This window comes from Mycobacterium sp. NGS29 (assembly GCF_059812965.1).
Genome location: NZ_JCALDR010000005.1, coordinates 100,798 through 124,251 on the forward strand (window position 1 = coordinate 100,798; position 23,454 = coordinate 124,251).

At 67.9% G+C, this 23,454-nt stretch carries 22 protein-coding genes; 14 read left to right on the forward strand and 8 right to left on the reverse strand.

What is annotated here, in order from left to right:
* Positions 1-7: 7 nt before the first annotated feature.
* Positions 8-916: a UTP--glucose-1-phosphate uridylyltransferase gene (locus AC5Y5Z_RS08890; protein ID WP_499924705.1), complete on the reverse strand. Its 909-nt coding sequence runs from the start codon at positions 914-916 to the stop codon at positions 8-10.
* A 78-nt stretch (positions 917-994) separates the two neighbouring features.
* Here AC5Y5Z_RS08890 and AC5Y5Z_RS08895 point away from each other — a divergent pair, with 78 nt between their 5' ends.
* From AC5Y5Z_RS08895 to mscL, 5 genes are all read left to right on the forward strand, one after another.
* Complete coding sequence (locus AC5Y5Z_RS08895) at positions 995-1,588, forward strand: 5-formyltetrahydrofolate cyclo-ligase (protein WP_499924706.1); 594 nt, start codon at positions 995-997, stop codon at positions 1,586-1,588.
* Between the two features lie 78 nt (positions 1,589-1,666).
* Entirely contained in the window at positions 1,667-1,999 is a 333-nt protein-coding gene (locus AC5Y5Z_RS08900; RefSeq protein ID WP_463827415.1) for an FmdB family zinc ribbon protein, read from the forward strand.
* A gap of 61 nt (positions 2,000-2,060) precedes the next feature.
* Entirely contained in the window at positions 2,061-2,720 is a 660-nt protein-coding gene (locus AC5Y5Z_RS08905) for an SAF domain-containing protein (protein WP_499924707.1), read from the forward strand.
* Positions 2,721-2,785: 65 nt separating this feature from the next.
* A complete protein-coding gene (locus tag AC5Y5Z_RS08910) occupies positions 2,786-3,601 on the forward strand; it encodes a polyprenyl synthetase family protein (RefSeq protein ID WP_499924709.1) in 816 nt (271 codons plus the stop codon).
* 64 nt (positions 3,602-3,665) lie between these two features.
* Complete coding sequence (gene mscL, locus AC5Y5Z_RS08915; RefSeq protein WP_463827412.1) at positions 3,666-4,139, forward strand: large-conductance mechanosensitive channel protein MscL; 474 nt, start codon at positions 3,666-3,668, stop codon at positions 4,137-4,139.
* Positions 4,140-4,153: 14 nt separating this feature from the next.
* Here mscL and AC5Y5Z_RS08920 read toward each other — a convergent pair whose 3' ends face one another.
* The 5 genes from AC5Y5Z_RS08920 to rpmF all read right to left on the reverse strand — a co-directional run bounded on the left by AC5Y5Z_RS08920 (position 4,154) and on the right by rpmF (position 8,681).
* The gene (locus AC5Y5Z_RS08920; protein ID WP_463827411.1) at positions 4,154-4,699 is read right to left on the reverse strand and encodes a MogA/MoaB family molybdenum cofactor biosynthesis protein; all 546 of its coding nucleotides are present in this window, start codon (positions 4,697-4,699) and stop codon (positions 4,154-4,156) included.
* The gene (locus AC5Y5Z_RS08925; RefSeq protein WP_463827410.1) at positions 4,699-6,144 is read right to left on the reverse strand and encodes a S1C family serine protease; all 1,446 of its coding nucleotides are present in this window, start codon (positions 6,142-6,144) and stop codon (positions 4,699-4,701) included. The genes AC5Y5Z_RS08920 and AC5Y5Z_RS08925 overlap by 1 nt, the downstream gene beginning before the upstream one ends.
* A 116-nt stretch (positions 6,145-6,260) precedes the next feature.
* Complete coding sequence (locus tag AC5Y5Z_RS08930) at positions 6,261-7,742, reverse strand: HAMP domain-containing sensor histidine kinase (RefSeq protein ID WP_463827409.1); 1,482 nt, start codon at positions 7,740-7,742, stop codon at positions 6,261-6,263.
* Positions 7,742-8,428, reverse strand: coding sequence for a two-component system response regulator MprA (gene mprA / locus AC5Y5Z_RS08935; RefSeq protein ID WP_463827408.1), 687 nt, complete (start codon positions 8,426-8,428; stop codon positions 7,742-7,744). The genes AC5Y5Z_RS08930 and mprA overlap by 1 nt, the downstream gene beginning before the upstream one ends.
* Positions 8,429-8,507: 79 nt before the next feature.
* A complete protein-coding gene (gene rpmF / locus AC5Y5Z_RS08940; protein WP_463827407.1) occupies positions 8,508-8,681 on the reverse strand; it encodes a 50S ribosomal protein L32 in 174 nt (57 codons plus the stop codon).
* A 222-nt stretch (positions 8,682-8,903) separates the two neighbouring features.
* Here rpmF and AC5Y5Z_RS08945 point away from each other — a divergent pair, with 222 nt between their 5' ends.
* From AC5Y5Z_RS08945 to AC5Y5Z_RS08985, 9 genes are all read left to right on the forward strand, one after another.
* Positions 8,904-10,604, forward strand: a complete 1,701-nt coding sequence (locus tag AC5Y5Z_RS08945; protein ID WP_499924713.1) for an acyclic terpene utilization AtuA family protein — start codon at positions 8,904-8,906, stop codon at positions 10,602-10,604.
* Entirely contained in the window at positions 10,601-11,749 is a 1,149-nt protein-coding gene (locus AC5Y5Z_RS08950) for an acyl-CoA dehydrogenase family protein (RefSeq protein ID WP_499924715.1), read from the forward strand. The genes AC5Y5Z_RS08945 and AC5Y5Z_RS08950 overlap by 4 nt, the downstream gene beginning before the upstream one ends.
* A gap of 43 nt (positions 11,750-11,792) precedes the next feature.
* A complete protein-coding gene (locus tag AC5Y5Z_RS08955) occupies positions 11,793-13,388 on the forward strand; it encodes an acyl-CoA carboxylase subunit beta (RefSeq protein ID WP_499924718.1) in 1,596 nt (531 codons plus the stop codon).
* Positions 13,389-13,393: 5 nt separating this feature from the next.
* Positions 13,394-15,376, forward strand: coding sequence for an acetyl/propionyl/methylcrotonyl-CoA carboxylase subunit alpha (locus AC5Y5Z_RS08960; protein ID WP_499924720.1), 1,983 nt, complete (start codon positions 13,394-13,396; stop codon positions 15,374-15,376).
* Entirely contained in the window at positions 15,373-16,539 is a 1,167-nt protein-coding gene (locus AC5Y5Z_RS08965; protein WP_463827402.1) for an acyl-CoA dehydrogenase family protein, read from the forward strand. Before AC5Y5Z_RS08960 ends, AC5Y5Z_RS08965 begins: the two co-directional genes overlap by 4 nt.
* Entirely contained in the window at positions 16,539-17,312 is a 774-nt protein-coding gene (locus tag AC5Y5Z_RS08970) for an enoyl-CoA hydratase family protein (RefSeq protein ID WP_463827401.1), read from the forward strand. Before AC5Y5Z_RS08965 ends, AC5Y5Z_RS08970 begins: the two co-directional genes overlap by 1 nt.
* Positions 17,313-17,396: 84 nt before the next feature.
* The gene (locus tag AC5Y5Z_RS08975; RefSeq protein ID WP_463827400.1) at positions 17,397-17,999 is read left to right on the forward strand and encodes a DUF1707 SHOCT-like domain-containing protein; all 603 of its coding nucleotides are present in this window, start codon (positions 17,397-17,399) and stop codon (positions 17,997-17,999) included.
* Between the two features lie 106 nt (positions 18,000-18,105).
* On the forward strand, positions 18,106-18,411 hold the full coding sequence (locus AC5Y5Z_RS08980; protein WP_499924722.1) for a WXG100 family type VII secretion target: 306 nt from the start codon (positions 18,106-18,108) through the stop codon (positions 18,409-18,411).
* Positions 18,408-20,042 (forward strand): alpha/beta hydrolase, encoded by a 1,635-nt coding sequence (locus AC5Y5Z_RS08985; protein ID WP_499924724.1) that lies wholly within the window; start codon positions 18,408-18,410, stop codon positions 20,040-20,042. The genes AC5Y5Z_RS08980 and AC5Y5Z_RS08985 overlap by 4 nt, the downstream gene beginning before the upstream one ends.
* Here the strand turns inward: AC5Y5Z_RS08985 and AC5Y5Z_RS08990 are convergent, their stop codons facing one another.
* Complete coding sequence (locus tag AC5Y5Z_RS08990) at positions 20,043-22,028, reverse strand: vWA domain-containing protein (RefSeq protein ID WP_499924725.1); 1,986 nt, start codon at positions 22,026-22,028, stop codon at positions 20,043-20,045.
* Positions 22,021-23,403, reverse strand: a complete 1,383-nt coding sequence (locus AC5Y5Z_RS08995; RefSeq protein ID WP_463827396.1) for a sigma 54-interacting transcriptional regulator — start codon at positions 23,401-23,403, stop codon at positions 22,021-22,023. Before AC5Y5Z_RS08995 ends, AC5Y5Z_RS08990 begins: the two co-directional genes overlap by 8 nt.
* Positions 23,404-23,454: the final 51 nt, after the last annotated feature.

Sequence of the window (23,454 nt, forward strand, 5' to 3'; positions counted from 1 at the left end):
CGAGCGCCTACTGCTGTTCGGTCAGGCCCAATCGCGCCACCAACCACCGCCGCAAGTCCGGGCCGTAGTCATCACGATCCAATGCAAAGTCAACCGCAGCCTTGAGGTAGCCGCCGGGATTTCCCAAGTCGTGTCGGGATCCGCGATGAACGACGACGTGTACCGGATGCCCTTCGGAGATCAGCAACGCGATGGCATCGGTGAGCTGCACCTCGCCGCCGGCACCTCGGTCGATGCGGCGCAGCGCGTCGAAGATCGCCCGGTCCAACACGTAGCGACCGGCGGCGGCGAGCAACGACGGCGCGTCCTCGGTCTTGGGCTTCTCGACCATGCCCTTGACCCGCAGGACGTCGGTGGTGTCGGGCAGCGGGTCGACGTCGAACACGCCGTAGGCGCTGATTTCCTCGGGCGAGACCTCGATGGCACACAGCACCGTGCCGCCGTACTGGCCCCGGACCTGCGACATCGTCTCCAGGATCCCGGTCGGCAGCACCAGGTCATCCGGCAGCAGCACCATGACGGCGTCCTCGTCGGGCATCAGGGTGGGCTCGACGCAGCTGATCGCGTGCCCCAGGCCCAACGGCTCGGCCTGCACCACCGACTCGACCTTGATCAGCGCCGGGGCGCGACGGACCTTGGCCAGCATGGCCTTCTTGCCCCGCGCTTCCAGGGTGCCTTCCAGCACCAGGTCCTCGACGAAGTGCGCGACGACACCGTCCTTGCCCTCGGAGGTGATGATCACCAGGCGTTCGGCGCCGGCGTCGGCCGCCTCGGCGGCCACCAACTCGATGCCGGGGGTGTCCACGACGGGCAACAGCTCTTTGGGCACTGTCTTGGTCGCGGGCAGGAACCTGGTTCCTAGGCCGGCGGCGGGAACGATCGCGGTGAACGGGATCGATGTTTGCGGTCGTGACATCGTTCACAACCATAGCCCGCACCGGCCGCGCGGTCGGCGAGAACACCGCGCCCGCCGGGGTCTGTCATCGTTAGCACCATGACCACGGCGGGCAAGGCCGCGTTGCGCAGCCAGCTGGCTCGGGCTCGCCGGCACGTTGCGGCCGGCGTCCGCGCCGCCGAGGCCGAAATGCTGATCCGGCAGCTGGAACAGGTGGTGACCAGCGGTGTCACCGTCTGTGCGTATGTTCCGGTCGGCACCGAACCCGGATCGATCGACATGCTCGACGTGTTGCTGCGCCGCGCCGGGCGGGTGCTGTTGCCGGTGGCGCGCACCGGTCCGGACGACACCGCGCTGCCGTTGTCATGGGGTGAATATTCCCCTGGCGCGCTGAGGACCGGGCGCTGGGGACTCCTCGAGCCGCCCGGGCCGTGGCTGCCGGCGAGTGCGCTGAGCGAGGCCGGGATGGTGCTGCTGCCCGCCCTGGCGGTCGACCGGCGCGGTGTGCGATTGGGCCGCGGTCGCGGTTTTTACGACCGATCCCTGCCGGCGCGAGATCCGCAGGCGGCGCTGGTGGCGGTGGTCCGCGATGTGGAATTGGTCGACGAGTTGCCGTCGGAGCCGCATGACGTGCCGATGAGCCATGTGCTGACCCCCGCGCGGGGCCTGCTCGCGCTGCCGATCCGGGAATGACCGGCAACACGTGGCGGTTCTAGCACTTGAGACGGTAGAGTGCTAACGCAGCAGACTTACATTCACCCGGAGGTTCTTGTGCCCACGTACAGCTACGCGTGCACCGAATGCGACAACCGCTTCGACAAGGTGCAGGCCTTCACTGACGATGCCCTGACGACCTGTGACCAGTGCTCAGGCCGACTGCGCAAGTTGTTCAACTCGGTCGGGGTCGTGTTCAAGGGCAGCGGGTTCTACCGCACCGACAGTCGCGAGGCCGGCAAGAAAGAGAAGAGTTCGACCAACGGCTCCTCGACGAGCGACTCGGGGTCCGCGGACGCCAAGTCTTCGAGTTCCAGTGACAGCAAATCAGCAGGCTCGGGCGACAAGGCCGGCAGTTCCAAGGCGGCCGCGGCCAGCTCCGCCAGCTAGTTATCCACAACCGGCCTCCGACGCGCAACCAGCCTGGCCCCACCCTGCCTACCCTGGGGAGGTGCGGGAATCGGCCTCACTCAATCCCTCACTGCTGAACCGCATTTCGACCGTGCTGCGGCCGGACTGGATGCGGACTGTGCGGGCCCGCCGGGTGGCCGCCGGCGCCCTCGTCGTCCTCGCCTGCGTTGCCGCGGTGCGTTCGAACCCGGACGGTGACCGGGTCGACGTATTGGTGGCCGCCCGTGACCTGAAGTCCGGCACCGCACTCAGCGCCGATGATGTCCGGCTCGAAAAGCGTTCGGCGGCAACGGTTCCCGATGGATCTCAGGGCAAGCTCGAGGTCGTGCTCGGATCGACGCTGGCCAGTCCCACTCGGCGCGGCGAAGTGCTCACCGACCTGCGGCTGCTGGGCAGCCGGCTGGCCGATTCCGCCGCCGGGCCCAACGCCCGGATCGTGCCGCTGCATCTGGCCGACGCCGCCCTGATCGACCTGGTGCGGGTCGGCGACGTCGTCGACGTGCTGGCCGCGCCGGCATCCGACGCGGCCGCCCCCTCGCGGTTGCTGGCCACCGACGCGATCGTGGTCCTGATCTCCGCCCAGCAGAAGGCCCTGGGGCCGGGCAACGATCGGGTGGTGCTGGTGGCACTGCCGGCCCGGTTGGCAGCGGCGGTGGCGGGAGCGGCGCTGGGCCAGACGGTGACCCTCGTTCTGCACTGACGGCGAATCCGTGCCGTGCCAACGCAAAACGGCGTCGCGGCGGCGCACCCCCTACTGTTGGACCGGTGAGCATTGCACCGGGGAGCGCGCTCGAGTGTCTGCAGCTCGACGACTCCCGATTCGCCGCCGGCGTGCGCGACGGTGTCGCCCGCATCGAGGCGCTGATGAGCAGCGAGCTCACCCTGGGTGACGACATGATTCGCGATGCTATGCAGCATCCGTTTGCCGACGAACGCACTCAGCTCCGGCCGCTCTTCACGGTGCTGGCGGCGCAGCTCGGCCCCGAATCGGACGCCTGGCAGGTCAGCGTCGTCGGAGCCGCGCTCGAGCTGATCCACCTGGCGACGTTGTGTCACGCGGGCGTCGCCGACGATGCCGACGTGGCCGACGACGCCGGCGCCCGCTGGAACAGCAACCTGGCGATCCTCGCGGGCGACTACCGGTACGCGGTGGCGTCCCGGCTGGGTTCGCGGCTGGGTCCGGAGGCTTTCTCGGTGATCGCGGAGACCTTCGGCGAGCTGGTGACCGGACAGCTGCGCGCAACCCGCGGCAGCGCGGCGACCGTCGATCCCGCCGAACATCAGCTGCGGGTGGCGCAAGAGCGCTCCGGCTCGTTGATCGCCGCCTGCGGACAGCTGGGCGCCCTGTGCGCCGGGGCGCCCGACGGCACCGTGCAGCGGCTGTCGCGACTGGGCCGGCTGGTCGGCACCGTATCGCACCTCGCGTCCCACCCCGGCGCGGCGCGGTACGCCGATCTGGCCCACGCGGAACTGGCCGGTCTACCGGACTGCGCGGCCCGTCATGCCTTCTCGACATTGATCGATTGCGTGCACTCCGGGCGGGACGACACGGAGGGGGTCGTGGCAAACGCCACCAACTGAGTTAAATTTTTCCTGGGGTCAAATTCCGGGATCATCGGATGCCCGCTGCAGAAAGGACGTCCCCATGCTCAAAGGGTTCAAAGAGTTTCTCTCGCGCGGCAATATCGTCGACCTGTCCGTTGCAGTGGTCATCGGTACCGCGTTCACCGCGCTGGTCACCGCCTTCACCGACAGCATCATCAAACCGCTGGTCAGCTCGATCGGCATGAACCAGAAGCAGGAACACGGACTTCTGAAAATCCAGATTCCGGGCACCGATCAATTCATCGACCTCAACGTGGTGCTGTCGGCCGCAATCAATTTCCTGCTGGTGGCTGCGGTGGTGTACTTCCTGGTTGTGCTGCCGTACAGCAAGTTGCGCAGGCAGGGTGAAGTCGAGCAGGCCGACGACGCACAGGTCGTCCTCCTCGAAGAGATCCGCGACCTGCTCGCACAGACCAACGGTGCGGCGTCGTCCGGCCGCCACGGCAGCGCACCGGCGGTCGAAGCCACCCCGCTGTCGCCGCCGCCGAACTACGGGCCCCGCGCCGACCGCTGACCCGGTCCGGAGAGCTATATCTCCAGACTCGACAGCTGGCCGATGATGTAGGCCGCCAACGGGTTCAGGGTCGCCATCCCGTCGCGTACCGCATAGCGGGATCCAGCCAGGTTGACCACCAGGGTGCTGCCGGACACGCCGGCCAGCCCGCGGGACAGACCCGCGTCGGTGATCCCGGCGGACAAGCCCGAAGCGCGGATCGCCTCAGCGATGCCGAGGATCTCCCGGTCCAGGATGTCGCGGGTGGCTTCGGGCGTGACGTCACGGGGCGTGACCCCGGTCCCGCCGACGGACACCACCAAGTCGACCCCGCCGATCACAGCGGTGTTCAACGCGTTGCGAATCTCGACCTCGTCCGCCTCGACCGCCACCACGCCGTCCACGACGAACCCTGCCTCGGTCAGCAATTCGGTGACCAGCGGGCCGCTGTGGTCTTCATCCCCGTGCGCGGTGCGGTCGTCGACGACGACGACAAGAGCCCGTCCGACCACCAATTCAGCGCCCTGTTCCATGGGTGCCACCGTATATCCGAGGTCCGACAGCTGCGCCTCGGCCTTCATCACTGGTCCGCCTTTCCGAGGGTGACCTGCACAGTGCGACTGCCGCCCGCTGGATCCTGATAAGTCAGCGACACCTTGTCTCCGGGTGCTTTGGAACGCACCGCGGCCACCAGCGCGTCGGCGCTGTTGATCGTACGGTCATCCACCTTGGTGACGATGACCCCCTTGGGCACCCCCGCATTGGCCGCCGCGCCGTTGGCCACCACTTCCATCACCTTGGCGCCCGGGGCACCCTTGTCGGTGGTGACCTGAACGCCCAGCGAGGCGTGCGACGCCTTGCCGGTGCTGATCAGCTCGTCGGCGATGCGCTTGGCCTGGTCGACCGGGATTGCGAAGCCCAGTCCGATCGAGCCGCTCTGCGCGTCGCCGGAGTCGGCGCCGAGGGTGGCGATCGCCGAGTTGATGCCGACCAGTTGCGCGTTCATGTTGACCAGTGCGCCACCGGAGTTACCCGGGTTGATGGCGGCATCGGTCTGAATAGCATCCAGCACCGTGTTCTGGTTGCCGGCCTCACCCGTCGTCGACACCGGCCGGTTGAGCGCGCTGACGATCCCGGTGGTCACCGTGCCCGCCAAGCCCAGTGGTGAGCCGACGGCCAGCACCGGCTGACCGACCCGCAAGCCCGACGACGATCCCATCGCGATCGGGGACAATCCGGAGACGCCCTGGACGCGTACGACGGCGATGTCGCTGGTCGGGTCGGCGCCGACCACGGTGAAGGTGGAGGTGCGCCCGTCGGAGAACGTCACCGTCGTCTTCGGCGCCGGGCCGTTGGCCGGCGGCTTGGCGGCCGCCGCGACGACGTGATTGTTGGTCAGGATCAGCCCGTCGGCGGACAAGATGACGCCGGATCCCTCTTCGGAGGCCCGGCCCAGATCGGTTTCCAGCATGACGACGCTGGGCACCACCTTGGCAGCCACCTGCTCGACCGATCCTGGCGGCATGTTGGCCGCCGGAACGCTGGGGGCCGCGCCGGACGACGCCGTGGTGCTCTTACCGCCGCCGGCCTGGTGGCCCAGTTCGACGACCGACGCGGCGGCGCCTCCGATACCGGCGGACACCACCGCGATCGCCAGCGCACCGAGGATCAGGCCGCCTGACCGCCGCCGGCGCGGCGGCGCCATCGGGGGCATCATCCCGGGCACTGGACCATGCATGGTCTGACCCGGCAGCGGACCGGGACCCGACACGGTCGGAATCGGACGCGAACCGGTGCCGCCGGGTATCGCACCCGATCCGGTGTTGCCCGGTATCGGCCCGGCCCCGGTGCCGCTGAGCGGGTCGTAGGAGCGGTACTGCTGATGCGACGGCGGTTGATAGCGCCAGTCGAACGGCTGGGTGTAACTCTGCTGCCCCTGGGCATAGGCGGGCGGTACCGGCTGACTAGATGTGGCACCGTATCCCGGCTGCTGCGGCGGTGGCGAATACCTCGGGTGATTCGTCATGTCGCTAAGACGCTCTTCCTCTACTTCTAGGGGCTTACTGAAGGCCTACTGGAGCATGCGTTGCTTGCATGGCTTGGTTTTCAACACTAACTGCACAACCACCTTGCGCGCGCGGACTAAGAATCGACTGAGATGACATTCGCCGAACCCCGTGAACTCTCGGGCTCGTCGGCGGATGACGGATAGTCCGGACCAGGCAGCGGACGACCGGGCAGCAGCACGTAGAACGACGTCCCCGGCGGGTCGCCGCCCGGGTCGGTGTCCTCCACGCGCAACGATCCGCCGTGGTTGAGCACCACCTGCTTGACGATCGCGAGCCCCAGACCCGAACCGGGCATCGCGCGTGCCGACGCGGAGCGGTAGAACCGCTCGAATACCAGGCGCCGCTCCTGCGGCGGGATGCCCGGCCCGTGGTCGGCGACCACCAGTTCGGCGTGGGACGCATCGACCCGGCGCAGCCGCACCGCCACCCGGCCGCCCGGCGGACTCCACTTGGCCGCGTTGTCCATCAGGTTGAGCGCCGCCCGCGACAACCCGGCGGGGTCACCGTAGACCTGCCACGGGACCACCTCCACGTCGAAGTGAATGTCGTTGCGGCGACGTCGAACTCGCTCCAGGCTGCGATCGATGACTTCGCCCATGTCGACCGGTTCGTGTACCGCTTGACCGGCGTCACCGCGGGTGAGATCCACCAGATCGCCGACCAGCGTGGACAATTCCTCGATCTGCCCCAGCACGTCGGCGCGCAGGCCGACCATTTCCTGTTCCGGGAGCCGCGGTGCCCCCGGCGCCATCGACGCCATCAGCAGCTCGACATTGGTGCGCAGCGACGTCAGCGGGGTGCGCAGTTCGTGTCCGGCGTCGGTGACCAGACGCGCCTGGCGCTCCCGCGATTCGGCCAGCGCGCGCAGCATCAGGTTGAACGCCTCGGTGAGCCTGGCGAGCTCGTCGCTGCCGAAGACCGGTATGGGACGCAGGTCGTCGGTGCGGGCCACCCGCTCGGCCGCCTCGGTGAGCCGACCCACCGGCCGCAACCCGGCCCGGGTCACCATCCCGCCGGCCACCGCGGCCACTGCGACACCCACGCCACCGACCAGGAGCAGCACGAACCGCAGCTTGCTCATCACGTGCTGGGTCGGCTCGAGGCTTTTGGAGATCAGCAGTGAGCTGCCGTTGGGCAGGTGGATGGCGAGCACCCGCTGGCCGGCGGCGGTGCGCCGGGACATGAACAGGTCACCGCGGATGACCGCCTTCTCCGGGCTTCCGACCGGCAGTGTCTGCCCCGGCTGGTTGGCCGTGTAGATCGACCGTCCCGGGTTCACCAACATGGCGTTGACGTCCGAATAGGCGGTGCCCTCGATGGCTTTGCCAGGGTCGGCGGCCAGCGAACCACTGGCGATGAGCAACTGCGCACGGCTTTGCAGCTGGTTGTCGAGGTCGCTGTACAACGCCGCCGAAATCACCGCGTAGACGGCCACCGAGATCAGCACCACCACCATCGCCACCATGGACATCGCCAGCAGCATGACCCGCCAGCGCAGTGACAGGGAACTGGTCGCTCGCAGCGGCGCCCGCCGTTTGCGGCGCAGACCGAGCATCAGGGGGGTGTTTCGCGTAGCACGTAACCCACCCCGCGCACGGTGTGGATCAGCCGCGGCTCGCCGTCGGCTTCGGTCTTACGGCGCAGGTATCCGACGTACACTTCCAGGGCATTGCCCGAGGTGGGGAAGTCGAACCCCCACACCTCCTCCAGGATGCGGCTGCGGGTCAACACCCGGCGCGGGTTGGCGATCAGCATCTCCAGCAGGGAGAACTCGGTACGGGTCAGGCTGATGCGACGCTGCCCGCGGATCACCTCCCGGGTCACGGGGTCCAGGCTCAGGTCCGAGAACGTCATCGCCACCGACTCCGCCGCGTCTTCAGGCTTGGTGCGGCGCAGCAACGCCCGCATCCGGGCCAGCAGCTCTTCCAGGGCGAACGGCTTGGGCAGGTAGTCGTCGGCTCCGGCATCCAGGCCGGCTACGCGCTCGGAAACCGAATCACGCGCGGTCAACACCAGGATGGGCAGGTCGTCACCGGTGCTGCGCAGCTGACGGCACACTTCCAGCCCGTCCAGCCGGGGCATCATCACGTCCAGCACGACCGCGTCGGGCCGGTCACTGGAGATCTTTTCCAGCGCCTCGACACCGTCGTGAGCCAACTCCACCGAGTAGCCGTTGAAGGAAAGCGATCTGCGCAGCGACTCGCGCACCGCGCGATCGTCGTCGACGACAAGTATTCGCACGCGGTCCAGTTTCGTATGGACGCCTGAGACTGGGCTGAGAGGCGCGCCGAAACGGGCGTCAGAGACGACGCCGCACCGGCTAGCGCTTGTCGAGGTCGATCAGGCCCAGCCGAGCGGCCTTGAGCAGCCGGCGCGGCACCTTGTGCTTCTGACCAGCGACGTTGACGCCGACCAGACCGGTCTCGGTGGCCTTCCACTGCGAGCGCCGGCTGCGGGTATTCGAGCGCGACATCCTGCGCTTGGGTACGGCCATGGTCGGGCCTAACTCCTCGTTCGGGGTTTCGGTGGGGCGTGTCGCGGTTCCGGGCTGATTGGCCGCACGGCGACAGTTGCTGACCAGAATAGTCGGTCGACCTTCCCGTCACCAAAATTGGGGCAACGCGGGGCTGAGCCGGGTTGACGCGACACCGCCGGTACCCGCTAACCTACCGGTTGGTTGGTTCGATGCACGCTGATCCGTGAGGGGAGGATGCGCATGGCATCTCCGGGCGCTGTCCGGATCGCGAACTGCTCCGGTTTCTACGGTGACCGGCATTCGGCGATGCGCGAGATGCTGATCGGCGGTGAGATCGATTTCCTCACCGGCGACTACCTGGCCGAGCTGACCATGCTGATCCTGGGTCGCGACCGGATGAAGAACCCCGACCGCGGCTATGCGAAGACGTTTCTCACCCAGCTCGAAGAATGCCTGGGCGTGGCTCACGAGCGCGGTGTGCGCGTCGTCGCCAACGCCGGTGGCCTGAACCCGGCCGGACTGGCAGCGGCGGTGCGCGCCCTGGCCGAGCGGCTGGGCGTCCCGGTCCGGGTCGCCCATGTCGAGGGTGACGACCTGCAACCCCGGGCGGCCGAGCTGGGTCTGGGTTCGCCGCTGACGGCCAACGCCTACCTGGGCGGCTGGGGCATCGCGGACTGCCTCAACGCCGGCGCCGACGTGGTGGTCACCGGACGGGTCACCGACGCCTCGGTGATCGTCGGTTCGGCGGCCGCGCACTTCGATTGGCGCCGCACCGACTACGACCAGCTTGCCGGGGCGGTGGTGGCCGGTCACGTCATCGAGTGTGGCACCCAGGCCACCGGCGGGAACTTCTCGTTCTTCACCGAGGTGGCGGACCTGACCTACCCGGGTTTCCCGCTCGCCGAGGTGTATGCCGACGGTTCGTCGGTCATCACCAAGCACGCCGGCACCGGTGGTCTGGTGAGCGTCGACACGATCACCGCGCAGTTGCTCTACGAGGTCACCGGCGCCCGCTACGCGAACCCGGATGTGACGGCCCGGCTGGACTCCATCTCGTTATCCAGCGACGGCCCGGACCGGGTGCGGATCAGCGGCGTTGTCGGCGAACCACCGCCGCCGACGCTGAAGGTGTCGCTGAACAGCATCGGCGGATTCCGCAACGCCATGACCTTCGTGTTGACCGGGCTCGACATCGAGGCCAAGGCGGAGTTGGTGCGCCACCAGCTCGAGGCCACCTTGACCGTCAAGCCGGCCGAGCTGGACTGGACACTGTCGCGCACCGACCGTCCCGACGCCGACACCGAAGAGACCGCCAGCGCGCTGCTCAGCTGCGTGGTCCGCGACCCCGACCCCACCAACGTGGGACGCAAATTCTCCGCTGCGGCAGTCGAATTGGCGCTGGCCAGCTACCCGGGGTTCACCGCCACCACCCCGCCCGGTGACGGCCAGGTGTACGGGGTGTTCACCCCCGGTTACGTCGACGCCGCCCTGGTGCCCCACGTCGCGGTCCACGCCGACGGCACCCGGACCGACATTCCCTGCGCCATCGAGACTTTGACCTTGGAACCGGCCGATGCGCCAGCTCTGCCCGAGCCGTGGCCGGCCGGACCGACCCGGCGCGTCCCGCTGGGCCTGATCGCCGGCGCCCGCAGCGGCGACAAGGGCGGCTCGGCGAACGTGGGTGTGTGGGTGCGCACCGACGACCAATGGCGCTGGCTGGCCCACACGCTGACCGTGGAGTTGCTCAAAGAGCTGCTGCCCGAAGCGGCGCCGCTGCAGGTCACCCGCCACGTGCTGGCGAACCTGCGGGCGGTGAACTTCGTCATCGAGGGAATTCTCGGTCAGGGCGTCGCCTACCAGGCGCGCTTCGACCCGCAGGCCAAGGGGCTGGGTGAATGGTTGCGCAGCCGTCACGTTGACATGCCGGAAAGTTTTCTATGAGCATCTGGACCACACCCGAGCGCGAACAGCTGCGCAAGACCACGAGGTCATTCGTCGAACGGGAGATCCTGCCCAACGTCGCCGAGTGGGAACGCTCCGGTGACCTGCCCCGCGCATTGCACCTGCGCGCCGGGGAAGCCGGGCTGCTGGGTGCCAACTTCCCCGAAGCCGTCGGCGGCGGCGGGGGCGACGGCGCCGACGCGGTGGTCATCTGCGAAGAGTTCCACCAATCCGGCGCTCCCGGTGGGGTTTTCGCTTCGCTGTTCACCTGCGGCATCGCCGTGCCGCACATCATCGCCACCGGTGACCAGAGGTTGATCGACACCTACGTGCGTCCGACGCTGGCCGGTGAGAAGATCGGCGCGCTGGCCATCACCGAACCCGGTGGCGGCTCCGACGTCGGGCACCTGCGCACGTCCGCGGTGCGCGACGGCGACCACTTCGTGATCAACGGCGCCAAGACCTACATCACCTCCGGGGTGCGGGCCGACTTCGTGGTCACCGCGGTGCGCACCGGAGGACCCGGCGCGGCGGGGGTGTCGCTGATCGTCGTCGACAAGGGCACACCCGGTTTCGAGGTCACCCGCAAGCTGGACAAGATGGGCTGGCGGTCCTCCGACACCGCGGAGCTGTCCTACACCGATGTCCGGGTACCGGCGGCAAACCTGGTCGGCGCGGAGAACAGCGGCTTCGGTCAGATCGCGCAGGCCTTCGTCTCCGAGCGCATCGGGCTTGCCGCCCAGGCATATTCGAGTGCGCAGCGGTGTTTGGACATCACCGCCCAGTGGTGCCGGGACCGGGAGACCTTCGGCCGGCCGTTGATCTCCCGGCAGGCGGTGCAGAACACGCTGGCCGAGATGGCCCGCCGGGTCGACGTGGCCCGGGTGTATTCGCGCAACGTGGTGGAGCGTCAGTTGGCGGGTGAGACGAACCTGATCGCGCAGGTGTGTTTCGCCAAGAACACCGCGGTCGAAGCGGGTGAGTGGGTGGCAAACCAGGGCGTCCAATTGTTCGGCGGCATGGGCTATATGGCTGAATCCGAGATCGAACGCCAGTACCGGGACATGCGGATCCTGGGTATCGGCGGCGGAACCACTGAGATCATGACCGCACTGGCCGCCAAACTCCTGGGGTATCAACAATGATCACAGTTACCTATCGCGGCGCTCCGCATCGTCGGAGTTGGCAATGACCACACTGCAGTCCACCCTGGATCCCACCGGTGCGGCCTTTGCCGAAGCGGCGGCCGCGACCACCACCAAGCTCGACGAGATCGCTGCCGAGTTCGCCAACGCGATCGACGGCGGCGGCCCCAAATATGTTGAACGCCACCATGCCCGCGGCAAGCTCACGGCACGCGAACGTATCGAGCTACTCGTCGACGCCGACTCACCATTTCTTGAGTTGAGCCCGCTGGCGGCCTGGGGCAGCGCTTTCCGAGTCGGCGCCAGCACGGTCACCGGAATCGGGGTGGTCGAAGGTGTCGAATGCATGATCGTCGCCAACGACCCCACCGTCAAAGGCGGCACCAGTAATCCGTGGACCCTCAAAAAGATCCTGCGGGCCAACCAGATCGCCTTCGAGAACCGGCTTCCCGTCATATCGCTGGTGGAGTCCGGCGGTGCGGACCTGCCGACGCAGAAAGAGATCTTCATCCCCGGCGGGCGGATGTTCCGCGACTTGACCCGGCTGTCCGCGGCCGGAATACCCACCATCGCACTAGTATTCGGCAACTCCACCGCGGGTGGGGCCTATGTGCCGGGAATGTCCGACCACGTGGTGATGATCAAAGAGCGCTCGAAGGTCTTCCTGGCCGGCCCGCCCCTGGTGAAGATGGCCACCGGTGAGGAATCCGACGACGAGTCCCTCGGCGGTGCCGAAATGCACTCCCGAGTCTCGGGTTTGGGTGACTACTTCGCGCAGGACGAGGTCGACGCGATCCGCATCGGACGCCGCATCGTGGCCCGGCTCAACTGGCGCAAACAGGGACCGACACCCAGGCAGGTAACCGAACCGCTGTTCGACACCGAGGAGCTGATCGGCATCGTGCCCGCGGATCTGCGGATCCCGTTCGACCCGCGCGAGGTGATCGCCCGCATCGTCGACGGCTCCGAATTCGACGAGTTCAAACCGCTCTACGGCTCGTCGCTGGTGACCGGCTGGGCCCAACTGCACGGTTATCCGATCGGCATCCTGGCCAACGCCCGCGGTGTGCTGTTCAGCGAGGAATCGCAGAAGGCCACCCAGTTCATCCAGCTGGCCAACCGCTACGACACGCCACTGTTGTTCCTGCACAACACCACCGGCTACATGGTGGGCAAGGACTACGAGGAAGGCGGAATGATCAAGCACGGCTCGATGATGATCAACGCCGTGTCCAACTCGAAGGTCCCGCACATCTCGCTGCTGATCGGCGCATCGTACGGCGCGGGCCACTACGGCATGTGCGGCCGCGCCTATGACCCGCGGTTCCTGTTCGCCTGGCCCACCGCCAAGTCCGCGGTGATGGGTGGCGCGCAATTGGCCGGGGTGTTGTCGATCGTCGCCCGGGCCGCCTCCGAAGCCCGTGGCCAACAGGTCGACGAGGAGGCCGACGCCGCGATGCGTGCGGCCGTCGAGGGACAGATCGAGGCCGAGTCGCTGCCGCTGGTGCTGTCCGGGATGCTCTACGACGACGGCGTGATCGACCCGCGCGACACCCGCACCGTGTTGGGAATGTGTCTGTCCGCCATTGCAAATGGCCCGATCGAGGGGACGTCGAACTTCGGCGTCTTCCGGATGTGAGCGGCATGGGAATCACGAGAGTGCTGGTGGCCAACCGTGGCGAGATCGCTCGGCGGGTGTTCGCCACGTGCCGACGGCTCGGGTTGGGCACCGTCGCGGTCCACACCGACCCGGATGCCGCCGCACCGCACGTCGCCGAGGCCGACGCCACGGTGCGCCTTCCGCAGACGACCGACTACCTCAACGCTGATGCCGTCATCGCAGCCGCACAGGCCGCCGGGGCCGACGCCGTCCACCCCGGATACGGCTTCCTCTCGGAGAACGCGGAATTCGCCGCGGCGGTGCAGGACGCGGGTCTGACCTGGATCGGACCACCCGTGGACGCCGTGCGCGCGATGGGCTCCAAGATCGAATCCAAGAAATTGATGTCCGGCGCCGGGGTCCCGGTCCTGGAAGAACTGGACCCGGCCACCGTCACCGAGGTGCAACTGCCGGTGCTGGTCAAGGCGTCCGCCGGCGGCGGCGGGCGTGGGATGCGGGTCGTCCGCGAATTATCGGCGTTGCCAGGCGAAGTCGAGGCCGCGCAGCGCGAGGCCCAATCCGCGTTCGGCGATCCGACGGTGTTCTGCGAGCGCTACCTGCCCACCGGACACCACATCGAGGTGCAGGTGATGGCCGACAAGCACGGCACGGTCTGGGCCATCGGGGAGCGGGAGTGTTCCATTCAGCGACGACACCAGAAGGTCATCGAAGAGGCGCCGTCGCCGTTGGTCGAGCGGACCCCGGGCATGCGCGAGAAGCTTTTCGAGGCAGCCCGGTTGGCCGCCGCCGCGATCGGCTACACCGGTGCGGGCACCGTGGAGTTCCTCGCCGACGACAACGGGGAGTTCTTCTTCCTGGAGATGAACACCCGCCTGCAGGTCGAGCACCCGGTCACCGAGGAAACCACCGGGTTGGACCTGGTCGAGCTGCAACTCGAAGTGGCCGACGGTGGCCGGCTCAGCGCCGAACCTCCTGCAGCTCAAGGTCATTCGATCGAGGCCCGGCTCTATGCCGAGGATCCGGCGCAGGGCTGGCAGCCGCAGGCCGGGGTGGTGCACGCGCTGCGACTGCCCTCGGTGCGCGCCGAGTTCGAGACCCTGGGTCACCGGACCGGCATCCGGCTGGACTCCGGCATCGTCGACGGCTCGGCGGTATCGATCTACTACGACCCGATGCTGGCCAAGGTGATCTCCTACGCACCGACCCGCCGGCAGTCGGCGCTGGTGCTCGCCGACGCGCTGGCCCGCGCCCGGGTGCACGGCCTGCGCACCAACCGTGAGCTGCTGGTGCACGTGCTGCGCCACCCTGCGTTCCTCGACGGTGCCACCGACACAGCGTTTTTCGATACCCACGGCCTGGCCGAACTCTCGGCGCCGCTGGCCGATGCCGAGACCGTCCGGTTGTCGGCGATCGCGGCGGCGCTGGCCGACGCCGCGCACAACCGCGCCACCGCCACGGCCTTGCCCGCGCTCCCCAGTGGCTGGCGCAACCTGACGTCGGGGTTCCAGGTCAAGACCTACCGGGATGACGCCGAGACCGAGCAGCGGATCCAATACCGTTACACCAGAACCGGATTGGCGTTGCCCGACGATCCGGGCGTGCAACTGGTCGCCGCGTCGCCCGACGAAGTGGTGCTGGCGGAGCACGGCGTGGCCACCGGTTTTCGGGTCGCCCGCTTCGGGGACGACGTCTACATCGATTCCGCGCGCGGACCGGTGCACCTCGTCGCGCTACCCCGCTATCCCGAACCGGAATCAGCCGTCGCGCAAGGCTCACTCATCGCACCCATGCCGGGCAACGTCATTCGCATCGGGGCCGAAGTCGGCGCCACCGTCACCGCTGGCCAGCCGCTGATCTGGCTGGAGGCGATGAAGATGGAACACACCATCACCGCACCGAACGACGGCGTCCTCGCCGAACTCAATGTCCAACCAGGCCGGCAAGTCGAAGTCGGCGCTGTGCTAGCACGCGTCGAAGCACCCGAATCAGAAGGGGATTCTCAATGACCGAAACCAGCTTCATCGAAAGCGAAGATCGTCAGGCACTGCGCAAGGCGGTGCGCGAATGGGCGTCCGGTTACGGTGCCGACTACTACCTGAAGAAGGCTCGCGCCCAAGAGCACACCAACGAATTGTGGACTGAGGCAGGCAAGCTCGGCTTTCTCGGGGTGAATCTGCCCGAGGAGTACGGCGGTGGCGGCGCCGGCATGTACGAGCTGTCACTGGTGATGGAGGAGATGGCAGCGGCGGGCAGCGCGTTGCTGCTGATGGTGGTCTCGCCCGCCATCAACGGCACCATCATCAGCAAGTTCGGCACCGAAGAACAGAAGAAGCGTTGGGTGCCCGCCATCGCCGACGGTTCCTTGACCATGGCGTTCGCCATCACCGAACCCGACGCCGGCTCCAACTCGCACAAGATCACCACCACCGCCCGCCGCGACGGCAGCGACTGGATCCTCAAGGGGCAGAAGGTCTACATCTCCGGTGTCGACCAGGCGCAGGCCGTATTGGTGGTGGGCCGGACCGAAGAGGCCAAGACCGGCAAGCTGCGCCCGGCGTTGTTCGTGGTGCCCACCGATGCTCCGGGCTTCACCTTCACGCCCATCGACATGGAGATCATCAGTCCCGAGCGTCAGTTCCAGGTGTTTCTGGACGATGTGCGACTGCCCGCCGACGCGCTGGTCGGCGCCGAAGACGCCGCCATCGCACAGCTGTTCGCCGGACTGAACCCGGAACGCATCATGGGCGCGGCCAGCGCCGTCGGCATGGGACGTTTCGCGCTGGACAAGGCAGTCGAATACGTCAAGACCCGCCAGGTCTGGGGCACTCCGATCGGCGCGCACCAGGGGCTGGCGCACCCGTTGGCGCAGTGTCACATCGAGGTGGAACTGGCCAAGCTGATGATGCAGAAGGCTGCGACGCTCTATGACGCCGGCGACGACGGTGGCGCCGCCCAGGCGGCCAACATGGCCAAGTACGCAGCCGGCGAGGCCTCGACGCGCGCGGTCGACCAGGCCGTGCAGTCCATGGGTGGCAATGGGCTGACCAAGGAGTACGGCGTGGCCGCCATGCTGACCGCATCCCGGCTGGCGCGGATCGCGCCGATCAGCCGGGAAATGGTGCTCAACTTCGTCGCCCAGACCTCGCTCGGTCTGCCCCGTTCGTACTGATGGACACCCTCGTCGAGTACGCCCGCGACGGTGCGGCCGCCAGGCTGACGCTGAACTCGCCGCACAACCGCAACGCCCTGTCGACCGCCCTGGTCAGCCAACTCCACGACGGCCTGCGGGCCGCCGCCCAAGACCCGGCGGTGCGGGTGGTGGTACTCGGCCATGCCGGTGGCACGTTCTGCGCGGGCGCCGACCTCAGCCAGGGCGCCAGCGGCGACCCCTTCGACCTCGCCGTGGCGCGGGCACAGGAGATGACCAACCTGCTGCGCGCGATCGTCGCCTCGCCGTTGCCGGTGATCGGTGCCATCAACGGGCACGTGCGCGCAGGGGGGTTCGGTCTGATCGGCGCGTGCGACATGGTGGTCGCGGGACCCCGCAGCACCTTTGCCTTGACCGAAGCCCGGATCGGGGTCGCCCCGGCGATCATCTCGCTGACGTTGCTGCCGAAACTTTCCGCCCGGGCGGCAGCCCGCTATTACCTCACCGGTGAAACGTTCGGCGCCAGCGAAGCCGCCGAGATCGGGTTGATCAGCCTGGCCGCCGACGACGTGGACGCCGCGGTGGCCGGGCTGGTCGCCGACGTCAGCCGCGGGTCTCCGCAGGGTCTGGCGGCGTCCAAGGCGCTGACCACAGCCGCCGTGCTCGAGGGGTTCGACCGCGACGCACAGCGCCTCACCGAGGAATCGGCCCGATTGTTCGTCTCCGAGGAAGCCCGCGAAGGCATGCTCGCATTTCTGCAGAAACGCGCGCCGAGCTGGGCTTCTTCGTCCTGAGACGGCGTTTCGCAGCGGACGAACGTTGCAGTTTAGCCAACACCTCTTGCAGCAAAATCGTGAAGTCGTAAGCTCGCGGGTGAGATGACCAACCCAGCCCAGCATGACGTTCAAACCTCGCGCGACGATATGGCGCGCGCGGCCGACACCGACCGCATCCAAGTCGCGCAGCTGCTGGCCTACGCGGCCGAACAGGGACGCCTGCAACTCAACGACTACGAAGATCGGCTAACCAAGGCCTACGCGGCGACGACCTATCAGGAGCTCGACGAACTGCGCGCCGACCTGCCCGGTACGGCAGTGAGCTCGCGCCGCGGCGGCAAATGCAATCCGGCGCCGTCGACGTTGCTGCTGGCCATCATGAGCGGCTTCGAGCGCCGCGGCCGGTGGAACGTGCCGAAGAAGCTGACCACCGTCACATTCTGGGGCAACGGTGTGGTCGATCTGCGTTACGCCGACTTCACCTCCACCGAGGTCGAGATCAGGGCGTACTCGATCATGGGCGCGCAGACCATCCTGTTGCCACCGGAGGTCAACGTCGAGATCGACGGCCGGGGGATCATGGGCAACTTCGATCAATCGGTGGTCGCCGGGGGCAGCCCGGGAGCGCCGAACGTGCGGATCCGCGGGTTCTCCTTCTGGGGCGGCGTGGGAATCCGGCGCAAGGCGCGCAAACCGCGTAAGTAATCCACAACGCCATTTCGGTATCCACACGGGCCACTCCTGGTGAGTGGTCCGCTGTTTTGTGCTCTGCCAATCTTTCGCCCAAAGTCACCTCGGCAGACGGGCAGATATGGCAGAACAACTACGGGCGATTCCCGACGAGCTCATCCGGGTCGGCACCGCGCTGGCCGACCACGGTCAGGTGTTGTGGAACCTGCAACAGGTGTGCCACCGCGACGCCGACGGTGCCCAGGCGGGGTGGGTAGGTTCCTCGGCTACCGCCTTATCGGCGTTGCTGGACCATTGGGCGGCGGCCAGCGATGTGCACATCGGCCGACTCGGCGAACATTCCGTCGGCTTGCATGTCACCGCCGCCGGCTTCGCCGAGTCCGAGCAGCACAGCGCTGCGCGCCTGGCCGGCCCGTCGGCGTCATGACGGTCACCCTGGCCGACGTCGACCGCTGGGATCCCGAGGCGATCCGGACGGTGTTCGATGCCGCGATCCGCCGCGCACACGGCACCCGCACCGCATCGGCCGCGGTCGCGGAGATGATGGGGCTGCTCAACTTCGGCGGTGTCGCCGCCGAAGCCGCGCAGGCGGCTACCCAGCACACCAACGTCGTCCTGGACGACCACGCCGGCGCTTGCGAAGCTGTCGCACGGGCGGCTGAACAATCCGCCGACGAAGTGACCGGCATCAAGTCTCGGCTGCGGGCGATGCGCGACTTCGCAGCGGAAAACCAGCTGGCCATCGACGACCAGACCGGCGCGGTCCTGCCACCGTCCAACGTGTATTCGCGGTCCGCCGCAGAACTGCAACGCATATTCGACGCAGCGCTGCGGCTGGCCGAAGATCTGCGCACCCTGCTGGCGGCCGCCGAGCTCGCCGACGAGGATCTGGCCGCGGCGATCCGCGGCACCGACGGCGACCTCTCGCCGACTCAGATCGACGCGCAACTTAGCCACCAGCTGCCTGCGGTCCCTGCGGTACCCCCGGACCACAGCACCGCCGATCAGGTGAGCCGGTGGTGGCATGCACTGCTGCCCGGCCAGCAGGATCAGGTCAGGGAATGCCTTCCGTCCGCCATCCGCAACCTCGACGGTATTCCGGTCGCTGTCCGCAGCCGGCTCAACAGGACTGAGCTGCAACACGAAATCACCCGGCTGGGGCAGGGATGGTACGACGGGGCCGGATACTGGCGCACCGATCCCGAGAAGCTGGCCGACCTGCAAGCGCTGCGGCACACCCTGGAGACCGTTCCCGAGTCCGGTCTGATTCTGCTGGACACCACGGGGATTCCGGGGAAGGTGTTGGCGGCGGTCGGAGTCGGCGATGTCGACAACGCCGAATGCGTGGGGGTCATGGTGCCCGGCCTGAACTCCAGAGTCAGCGCCACTGCCGCAGATTTAACCAATCAGGCTGCCCTGCAACGGGATAAGGCGCGCGACTTGCGGGCCTCGGCACACCGGCGCAACCCCGGTGCTGTCGCATCGATCGCCTGGTTGGGTTATGACGCACCGGACAGTCTGCGGGATGTGACGCACGACTGGCATGCCCGCGACGGTGCGCGCCGGTTGAACAGCTTCTACCAGGGCTTGGCCGCGGCGAGCAACGTTGCAGACCAACACATCACGGCGTTCGGGCACTCCTACGGCTCGCTGGTCACCAGCCTGGCGTTGCAGCAGGGTGCGCCGGTGAGCGACGTGGTGCTCTACGGTTCGCCCGGGGGTGAGCTCAGCAACGCCTCGCAACTCGGTGTGCAACCCGGTCATGCCTACTACATGATCGGTCGCGAAGACGTGGTGGCAGAGACCATTCCCGGCTTCGGCGCATTCGGCGCCGGGCTGCAGGACGTGCCCGGCATGGTGCCCTTGTCGACGGCCACGGGGGTAGCGCCGCCGAACGCGTACGGCGACGGGCAACTGCACGAGCGGGCCTACGGTCACTCGGATTACGGCCGGCTGGGCAGCAACGGGCAGCTGCGGATGAGTGCCTACAACATGGCGGCGGTGCTGGCCGGTCTGCCCGACGACCTCATCCGGCCACCCGCGCTGGGCCCGCGCTAGTCAGCGGCGTCGCCGCGACCGCAGGTAGTCGCCCACCACGGCGGCCCCCAGCCCGTCCAGGTCGGGCACCACGACGCGACCCTCCACCCGTCGGGCAACCTGATCGATGAAGCGGGCCAGGCCCGGATCGCTGCCCAGCCGGAAGATGGTGACCTGCGCACCCAGCCGGGCCATGTCGTCGAATCCGCGCACCGTGTGCGCGATGGTCCGCGGATGCGGCGGGTAATCGAAGAAGACCGACGTGCCCTCGCCGCCGAGGTCCTCCAGGTGTGCGGTGGGTTCGCCGTCGGTCACCACCAGCAGCACGGGTTGCGCGTTCGGGTGGCGGCGCAGATGACGTCCGGCCAGGGCCAGCGCATGATGCAGGTTGGTGCCCTGTTCGTACACACCCTCCAGGCCGGTCAGCTCCGCAGCGGTGACGGTGCGGGCATAACGGCCGAATGCGATGATCTGCAGGGCATCCGAGCGGAACCGGGTGGACACCAGATGATTCAGCGCGATAGCCGTCTGCTTCATCGGCAGCCAACGATTCTCCATCACCATCGAGAACGAGGTGTCCACCAGCAGCGCCACCGCGGCCTGGGTGCGGGTCTCGGTCTCGGAGATCTCGACGTCGTCGACGGTGATCTTCAGCGACGGGCGGGCACCGTCCAGCGTGTGGGTACCCGCTTGGCGCAGTACAGCATTGGTGAGGGTGCGGGGGATGTTCCACGGCTCGGTGTCCCCGAACTGCCAGGGCCGGGTCCCGCCGGTCAACTCCCCGGCCGCCCCCGCACGCCGGTGGTCGCGCTCGCCGTGCCGACCGGAAAGCTGTTGCGCCACATCGCGTAACGCGGTCTCACCCAATCGGCGCATCGCTTTCGGGGACAGCCGCCACTGTCCGTCGGTACCGCGATCCAGAAAGCCCTGGTTGAGCAGCGCGCGTTCGAGTTCGGATAACGTCCGGGCGTCGAGGGCAGCTTCCTCACCCAGTTGCCGGGCCAGCGCGTCGAGGTCGACGTCGTCCATCGTGGCGCCGGGATAGGCCTGCGACAGCTGCTCGGCCAGTTGTTCGAGCTCACCGATGTCAGCCAGCGCCTGGGCCCCCTCACCCATGCCGAACGGGTTGTCGCCGGAGAACTGCTGGGATCCGGTCCAGTCTTCGCCCGGACGCGCGGCCTGCAGGTGGGAGTCCAGGCGGCTCAGTGCCTGCATCAACGACGGTGAGCCGAACGCCTGCTGCGCCAACGCATCCAGCTCGTCGCGCTGCTCTTGACTCAAACTGTTGCGGAATCGCTGCGCAGCGGCGGCCCGTTTTGCCAGCGAGTCCAGCAACTCGTCGACGTCCTTCGGGTTCTCCGGAAAGAACTCGCCGTGGGAGTCCATGAAGTCTTGGAAGTCCTGCTGGGTGTCCTCACCCCGAGAGTGCTTGTCCAGCAGGTTGTTCAGATCGTCGAGCATCTCGTTGACGCGCTGGCGGTCCTCGTCGGTGGCACCGGCCAGCGCCTCCTTCATGCCGGCGAACCGCTGGTCCAGCATCTCGCGGCCCAGCAGGTCCTTGATCTGCTCGTACTTCTGCCGCGCCTCGCCGCTGCGCCAGTCGTATTGGGAAAGTTCCTGGACCGCTTTGGCGGGCGACGGCGGCAACGCCTCCAGTTGCAGTTCGCTGAACCGGGCGTCGTCGTCCAGGGCGCGGGCCAGCTCCTTGCGCTCGGCGAGCACGGCCTCATCCAAGAGTTTCTTGATGTCCTGCAGCGTGCCATCTAAGTTATTGCGCCGCAGCAGATCCCGGCGGCGACGATTCGCTTCGGCGGCCAGCCGGTCGGCACCCCGCATGTTCTCGGTGCCGCGACGCAGCAGCTCGGACAGCGCCCGTCGCGGCGAGGTGCCCGCCATGACGTCCTGCCCGATCGCTTCGAGCGCCTCACGCAGATCCACCGGCGGAGCCAGCGGGTCGGGCCCGCCGGTGTACGCCGAATACCGCGCGGAGTGCCCGCTGCTAGCCATAGACGGTCTGCCCTTCCCCGGACACCTTGTCGACCCGCTTGGCCAGGTACAACGCCTCCAGAGCCAATTCCAATGCCGCCGCGCGCTCCCCTTCGGATTCCGCGCCCAGTTTCGCTGCGATCTTGTCCACCACCGGCAGGCCCGGCACGGCGGCCAGCACATCCTTGGCCGACACCCGCTCACCCGTCGTCACCGCGGAACCGCGTTCGACGGCGGTCACCAGGGTGGCGACGTCGATACCGCCCAGCACCCGCGACGCAGTGTCGGCGGTGGCGCGACGCAGCAAGTGCTCCAGCACGGCCTGTTCGCGGCCCTCCTCGCCGGACTCGAATTCCAGCTTGCCGCGCAGCACGTCGATCACGGTGCCCAGATCGACCACCCGCGCCACCGGATCGGACTCGCCCAGGATCGCCGCGCGGTGCCGGGCCGCGGCGGCGACCGTCTCGGCCGCTGCGATGGCGAATCGGGCGGAGACGCCGGAGCGCTGATCGACCGAGCTGGACTCGCGCAGATACCGCGCGAACCGGGCGATCACCTGCAGCAGGTAGTCGGGAACCTGCGCGCTCAGGTGCGCCTCCTGGGCGATCACGCCGATCTCGGCGGACAGTTCCAGCGGATAATGGGTGCGGATCTCCGCACCGAACCGGTCCTTGAGCGGGGTGATGATGCGGCCGCGGTTGGTGTAGTCCTCGGGGTTGGCGCTGGCGACCACCAGGACGTCGAGCGGCAGCCGCAGCGTGTAACCGCGGACCTGGATGTCGCGCTCCTCCATCACATTGAGCATCGACACCTGGATGCGCTCGGCGAGGTCGGGCAGCTCGTTGACCGCCACGATGCCGCGGTGTGCGCGCGGGATGAGGCCGTAGGCGATGGTCTCGGGGTCGCCCAGGCTGCGCCCCTCGGCGACCTTGATCGGGTCGATGTCACCGACCAGGTCGGCGACGCTGGTGTCGGGGGTGGCCAGTTTCTCGGTGTAACGCTCGCTGCGGTGTTTCCAGGCGATCGGCAGATCCTCACCGGACTGGGCAGCCCGCTTGATCGACTCCGGGGTGATCGGGGTGTAAGGGTGCTCGCCGAGTTCGGCCCCGGCGATCACCGGCGTCCACTCATCGAGCAGACCGGTCAGCGCGCGCAGCAGGCGGGTCTTGCCCTGGCCGCGTTCGCCCAACAGGACGAAGTCGTGGCCGGCGATCAGGGCCCGCTCCAACTGCGGAATCACGGTGTCGTCGAAACCCAGAATCCCGGGCCACACGTCGTCGCCGTCGGCCAGTGCGGTCAACAGGTTCTCGCGGATTTCCTGCTTGACCCCTCGCTCGCGATGACCGGAAGCGCGCAGCTCGCCGACGGTGCGGGGCAGATTGTTCGGTGAAGTCACCTCTCCACGCTACGGCGGTGCGATGGATTCGGCACAGGCGCGCTGGCCGGA

Coding starts and splice junctions, on each gene's coding strand:
- rpmF (WP_463827407.1), bottom strand. CDS start 8,681: ATGGCCGTACCCAAGCGCAGGATGTCGCGCTCGAATACCCGCAGCCGG.
- AC5Y5Z_RS08980 (WP_499924722.1), top strand. CDS start 18,106: ATGGCAGAACAACTACGGGCGATTCCCGACGAGCTCATCCGGGTCGGC.
- AC5Y5Z_RS08925 (WP_463827410.1), bottom strand. CDS start 6,144: ATGACGAATCACCCGAGGTATTCGCCACCGCCGCAGCAGCCGGGATAC.
- AC5Y5Z_RS08975 (WP_463827400.1), top strand. CDS start 17,397: ATGACCAACCCAGCCCAGCATGACGTTCAAACCTCGCGCGACGATATG.
- AC5Y5Z_RS08920 (WP_463827411.1), bottom strand. CDS start 4,699: ATGAAGGCCGAGGCGCAGCTGTCGGACCTCGGATATACGGTGGCACCC.
- mscL (WP_463827412.1), top strand. CDS start 3,666: ATGCTCAAAGGGTTCAAAGAGTTTCTCTCGCGCGGCAATATCGTCGAC.
- AC5Y5Z_RS08965 (WP_463827402.1), top strand. CDS start 15,373: ATGACCGAAACCAGCTTCATCGAAAGCGAAGATCGTCAGGCACTGCGC.
- AC5Y5Z_RS08960 (WP_499924720.1), top strand. CDS start 13,394: ATGGGAATCACGAGAGTGCTGGTGGCCAACCGTGGCGAGATCGCTCGG.
- AC5Y5Z_RS08895 (WP_499924706.1), top strand. CDS start 995: ATGACCACGGCGGGCAAGGCCGCGTTGCGCAGCCAGCTGGCTCGGGCT.
- AC5Y5Z_RS08930 (WP_463827409.1), bottom strand. CDS start 7,742: ATGCTCGGTCTGCGCCGCAAACGGCGGGCGCCGCTGCGAGCGACCAGT.
- AC5Y5Z_RS08945 (WP_499924713.1), top strand. CDS start 8,904: ATGGCATCTCCGGGCGCTGTCCGGATCGCGAACTGCTCCGGTTTCTAC.
- AC5Y5Z_RS08890 (WP_499924705.1), bottom strand. CDS start 916: ATGTCACGACCGCAAACATCGATCCCGTTCACCGCGATCGTTCCCGCC.
- AC5Y5Z_RS08970 (WP_463827401.1), top strand. CDS start 16,539: ATGGACACCCTCGTCGAGTACGCCCGCGACGGTGCGGCCGCCAGGCTG.
- AC5Y5Z_RS08990 (WP_499924725.1), bottom strand. CDS start 22,028: ATGGCTAGCAGCGGGCACTCCGCGCGGTATTCGGCGTACACCGGCGGG.
- AC5Y5Z_RS08985 (WP_499924724.1), top strand. CDS start 18,408: ATGACGGTCACCCTGGCCGACGTCGACCGCTGGGATCCCGAGGCGATC.
- AC5Y5Z_RS08950 (WP_499924715.1), top strand. CDS start 10,601: ATGAGCATCTGGACCACACCCGAGCGCGAACAGCTGCGCAAGACCACG.
- AC5Y5Z_RS08955 (WP_499924718.1), top strand. CDS start 11,793: ATGACCACACTGCAGTCCACCCTGGATCCCACCGGTGCGGCCTTTGCC.